Below are 3,802 nucleotides of genomic sequence, written 5' to 3'. Positions count from 1 at the left end.
TCGACCAGGCCAGCTCGGCTGCGGGCTGGTCATAGCGTGGGGTAGAATCGTTGTGAAATCCATGGTTTACGCCGGGGTAGATATACGCTTCATAAACCTTATTATTTGATTTCAGCGCGGCTTCATAGGCAGGCCAGCCCTCGTTAATATTTTTGTCCAGCTCGGCATAATGAAGCAGGAGCGGCGCGCTAATTTTTGGCACATCCTCCACCCGCGGCTGACGACCATAGAAGGGCACCGCGCAGTCGAGTTCCGGATATGCTACGGCGGCGGCATTCGATACGCCGCCGCCGTAGCAAAAACCGGTAATCCCCACGTTACCGGTGGCTTCCGGATGATTTTTCATAAACTCTATGGCGGCAAAAAAGTCGTTCATCAGCCTTGTCGGGTCGACCTTCTGCTGCAAAACCTTTCCTTCGTCGTCGTTGCCGGGGTATCCCCCCACCGAGCTCAGGCCGTCGGGAGCCAGCGCGATATACCCCGCTTTCGCCACGCGTCGTGCCACGTCTTCAATATACGGATTCAGCCCCCGGTTCTCATGCACGACCACTACTGCGGGCGTTTTCGCGGTGGCTTTGGCCGGCTTCACCAGGTAACCGCGCACTTCGCCGTGACCATTGGGCGAGGGATAAGTGATGTATTCCGGAAGAATATCGGGATCGGTGAATTTAACCTGCTCCGCGAGGGCGTAGTTGGGTTTAAGCATATTAAACAGCATCAGCGCCGTTACGCCGCCTGCGGCATAGCGCGCCGCGAGATTCAGAAATTCGCGTTTGCTGATTTTACCGTGGGCGTAATAGTCATAGTAATCAAGCAGCTCTTGCGGAAAATCTTTGGCAGTCAGGCGCGTCATCGCTTATCTCCATGATTTATGATTTGATAAGCTTAGAATAAAAACGCTGTTTCGAAAATTCACCGATAAGAAAGGAGACATCATGTCCTGGCACCCTTACACCGGCCGATACGAAAACATGCAGTACCGATACTGCGGCAAAAGCGGCCTGCGCTTACCGGCGCTGTCGCTGGGTCTGTGGCACAGCTTTGGCCACATTCAGGCGCTCGATTCCCAGCGCGCGCTGCTGCGTAAGGCCTTCGATCTCGGCATTACCCATTTTGACCTTGCCAACAACTACGGCCCCCCTCCAGGCAGCGCTGAAGAAAATTTTGGCCGCCTGCTGCGAGAAGATTTTGCCGGGTATCGCGACGAGCTGATCATCTCCACCAAAGCGGGCTACGACATGTGGCCAGGACCGTATGGTTCGGGTGGTTCACGTAAGTATCTGCTCGCTAGCCTCGACCAGAGCCTTAAACGCATGGGCGTGGAGTATGTGGATATTTTCTATTCTCACCGCGTAGACGAAAACACGCCGATGGAAGAGACCGCCGCCGCGTTGGCACACGCGGTGCAGAGCGGAAAAGCGCTGTACGTCGGCATTTCGTCCTACTCCACGGAACGCACGACGGCGATGGCCGAATTGCTGCGCGAGTGGAAGATCCCGCTTTTGATCCACCAGCCGTCTTACAACCTGCTTAACCGCTGGGTCGACAAGACTGGTCTGCTGGACGCGCTGGAGAAAAACGGAACGGGCTGTATCGCCTTTACCCCGCTGGCGCAGGGCCTGCTGACCGGGAAATACCTGAACGGTATTCCGGACGGTTCACGTATGCAGCGCGAAGGGAAAAAAGTGCGCGGCCTGACGGAGAAAATGCTGACGGAAGCCAACCTGAGCAGCCTTCGTCTGCTGAACGAGATGGCGCATGCGCGCGGGCAGACGATGGCGCAGATGGCGCTAAGCTGGCTGTTGAAAGATACACGTGTAACGTCAGTGCTGATTGGCGCGAGCCGCCCGGAGCAACTGGAAGAGAACGTTCAGGCGCTGAATAACCTGTGCTTTACCGAAGATGAACTGACGCGGATTGACCAGCACGTGGCGGATGGTGAGCTGAATTTGTGGCAGGCGTCGTCGGATAAATAAATAGTGCGGTCCGATGCTTTCGCCCCTCACCCTAACCCTCTCCCCAGAGGGGAGAGGGAACTTGAACACCCTCTCCCCTCTGGGGAGAGGGCAGGGTGAGGGGCCTGGTAAATTTATTTCTTACTGATCTTATCCAGATATCCCATCACAAACGCCGACAGTACAAACGTCAGGTGGATAATCACATACCACATCAGCTTATTATCCGGGACGTTTTTAGCATCCATAAAGACACGTAACAGGTGAATAGACGAAATCGCCACAATCGACGCCGCGACTTTATTTTTCAGCGATGAGGCGTCCATTTTCCCCAGCCAGTTGAGCTTTTCTTTGTGCTCGGCGATATCAAGCTGAGAGACGAAATTCTCATAACCGGAGAACATCACCATCACCAGTAATCCTCCTACCAGCGTCATATCCACCAGCGACAGCAGAACCAGAATCAAATCGGCTTCTGCCACGGAGAAAATGTTTGGCAGGACGTGGAATATCTCCTGGAAGAACTTGATCGTCAGGGCGACCAGCGCCAGAGAGAGACCAAAATAGACGGGTGCGAGCAGCCAGCGAGAGGCATACATTGCGTTTTCAAAGAAGCGTTCCATAAAATCCTGTCTGCAAACGAAACCAGCGCTCAGTATATCTCAACTATACCTCGTTGGGATCCACATCCGGACGCGCATACTCCGGCCAGACCAGTGCGACCAGTTCCGGGTAGGCTTCCAGGCTAAACTCGCGAAAACACTGGCGCAGATTTAATACGTCTAAATCGGAATACGACACCTTCTCGCCATTCAGACAGCGCTTTTTGATATTGTCGTAATATTTATAGACCGCCGAATTAAGGTCGCTACAGCGGCGCTGCGCGTCGAACAGGCCGGGCGTATCATTAATTTCGGCCATTTTCATTCGCTTAATTGTCGCATGGAGAAAATCGATATATTCGTGATTCACCCGCCAGTACCAGACTGGCGTCACGGCGTTCATCAAGACGGAGAAATGATCTTCCCCCTCCTCTTTGGACATCAATTCAGGCTGCGGTGGTTCACTGGCGTCATTTGACACTTTCGTTTTATTGAACTCTTGCATCAATAAAAGCACGCCAGCGGTCAGTAATAGTAACGTTACGACCGTGAAGAAAATGCTGTTCATGGGTAGGCTCCATTTTTTTTGATTTTAAAATTGCCTCATGATATTGTCAACGAATCTCACCCTTTTTCCAACCCCACCCTTTTGAAATTAAAGGAAATTAAAATGCTGCCCGACAATCTTGTCCCGGCAAAGTACCACATTACGCCTGTGGAACAGCCTTCGACGGAAGCAGATAAAGAGGCGAATTTCACTCAAGGAAAAAGAAAACTCTCCGACTATGAAGCCGATATATTAATTGGTGTTTCACGCACCGGCAAATCCCGTAATATGGTGCTGGAAGAGCACGATCGCCATTTAAAAGAACGGTTATTTCGTGCCATCAAGATTGAAGCCTTAGTTCATCTGCTAAATGATTTACAGGCCGAAGGGGAAATAGATGCCCAGACTCTAAGTCAAATAATGGCCGAGAAAACACAGCAAATAAATGAAGCTGGCAATGAAATTTGGCTTAACTTAATTACGCGTGAAAAAAACAATCCCATTTTTTATAACCTGGGGGATGATTAACGTGAATGATGATAGCGGTAATAACGTTTATTTGACTTTAGATGATAAGAAAAGCGATGAATTTATCTTAAAGCAGAATCTTGACGCCCTGAAAAAGATAAAAAATGACGAGATGACGCGAATAACGCAGGACTTGGTTTCGATTCCGGCCACGCTGGTGCGCCTGAAAT

Annotated in this window: 5 protein-coding genes and 1 pseudogene; 3 read left to right on the top strand and 3 right to left on the bottom strand. The window is 51.2% G+C overall.

All coding sequences use genetic code 11. The features are described 5' to 3' along the window. Nucleotides 1–853, bottom strand: an 853-nt coding sequence (yghX, locus tag HP459_RS21905) for a YghX family hydrolase (RefSeq protein ID WP_171936833.1), incomplete at its 3' end; no start/stop codon positions are given. Nucleotides 854–935: 82 nt separating this feature from the next. Here yghX and HP459_RS21900 point away from each other — a divergent pair. Next, on the top strand, nucleotides 936–1,976 hold the full coding sequence (locus HP459_RS21900) for an aldo/keto reductase (RefSeq protein ID WP_023298596.1): 1,041 nt from the start codon (nucleotides 936–938) through the stop codon (nucleotides 1,974–1,976). A 113-nt stretch (nucleotides 1,977–2,089) separates the two neighbouring features. Here HP459_RS21900 and HP459_RS21895 read toward each other — a convergent pair whose 3' ends face one another. Both HP459_RS21895 and HP459_RS21890 read right to left on the bottom strand, forming a co-directional pair. Beyond that, entirely contained in the window at nucleotides 2,090–2,578 is a 489-nt protein-coding gene (locus tag HP459_RS21895) for a TIGR00645 family protein (protein ID WP_006811956.1), read from the bottom strand. Nucleotides 2,579–2,621: 43 nt separating this feature from the next. Beyond that, nucleotides 2,622–3,125, bottom strand: a complete 504-nt coding sequence (locus tag HP459_RS21890; protein ID WP_023298598.1) for an ESA_00282 family adhesion-associated protein — start codon at nucleotides 3,123–3,125, stop codon at nucleotides 2,622–2,624. Nucleotides 3,126–3,227: 102 nt separating this feature from the next. Here HP459_RS21890 and HP459_RS21885 point away from each other — a divergent pair, with 102 nt between their 5' ends. Together HP459_RS21885 and HP459_RS23620 are read left to right on the top strand one after the other, a co-directional pair. After that, nucleotides 3,228–3,632 (top strand): hypothetical protein, encoded by a 405-nt coding sequence (locus HP459_RS21885; RefSeq protein ID WP_171936832.1) that lies wholly within the window; start codon nucleotides 3,228–3,230, stop codon nucleotides 3,630–3,632. Further along, a pseudogene (locus HP459_RS23620) lies at nucleotides 3,625–3,802 on the top strand (cytoplasmic protein); the annotation flags it as partial. The gene HP459_RS21885 and the pseudogene HP459_RS23620, both read left to right, overlap by 8 nt.

The sequence above is a fragment of the Enterobacter sp. CM29 genome, assembly GCF_013179605.1.
In the GTDB taxonomy this organism is placed as follows: domain Bacteria; phylum Pseudomonadota; class Gammaproteobacteria; order Enterobacterales; family Enterobacteriaceae; genus Enterobacter; species Enterobacter intestinihominis.
This window is presented reverse-complemented; position numbering and strand designations above follow the sequence as displayed.

What these genes read in the sequence shown, in the direction of transcription:
- HP459_RS21890 (WP_023298598.1), bottom strand. Translation starts at nt 3,125, where the DNA reads ATGAACAGCATTTTCTTCACGGTCGTAACGTTACTATTACTGACCGCT.
- HP459_RS21900 (WP_023298596.1), top strand. Translation starts at nt 936, where the DNA reads ATGTCCTGGCACCCTTACACCGGCCGATACGAAAACATGCAGTACCGA.
- HP459_RS21885 (WP_171936832.1), top strand. Translation starts at nt 3,228, where the DNA reads ATGCTGCCCGACAATCTTGTCCCGGCAAAGTACCACATTACGCCTGTG.
- HP459_RS21895 (WP_006811956.1), bottom strand. Translation starts at nt 2,578, where the DNA reads ATGGAACGCTTCTTTGAAAACGCAATGTATGCCTCTCGCTGGCTGCTC.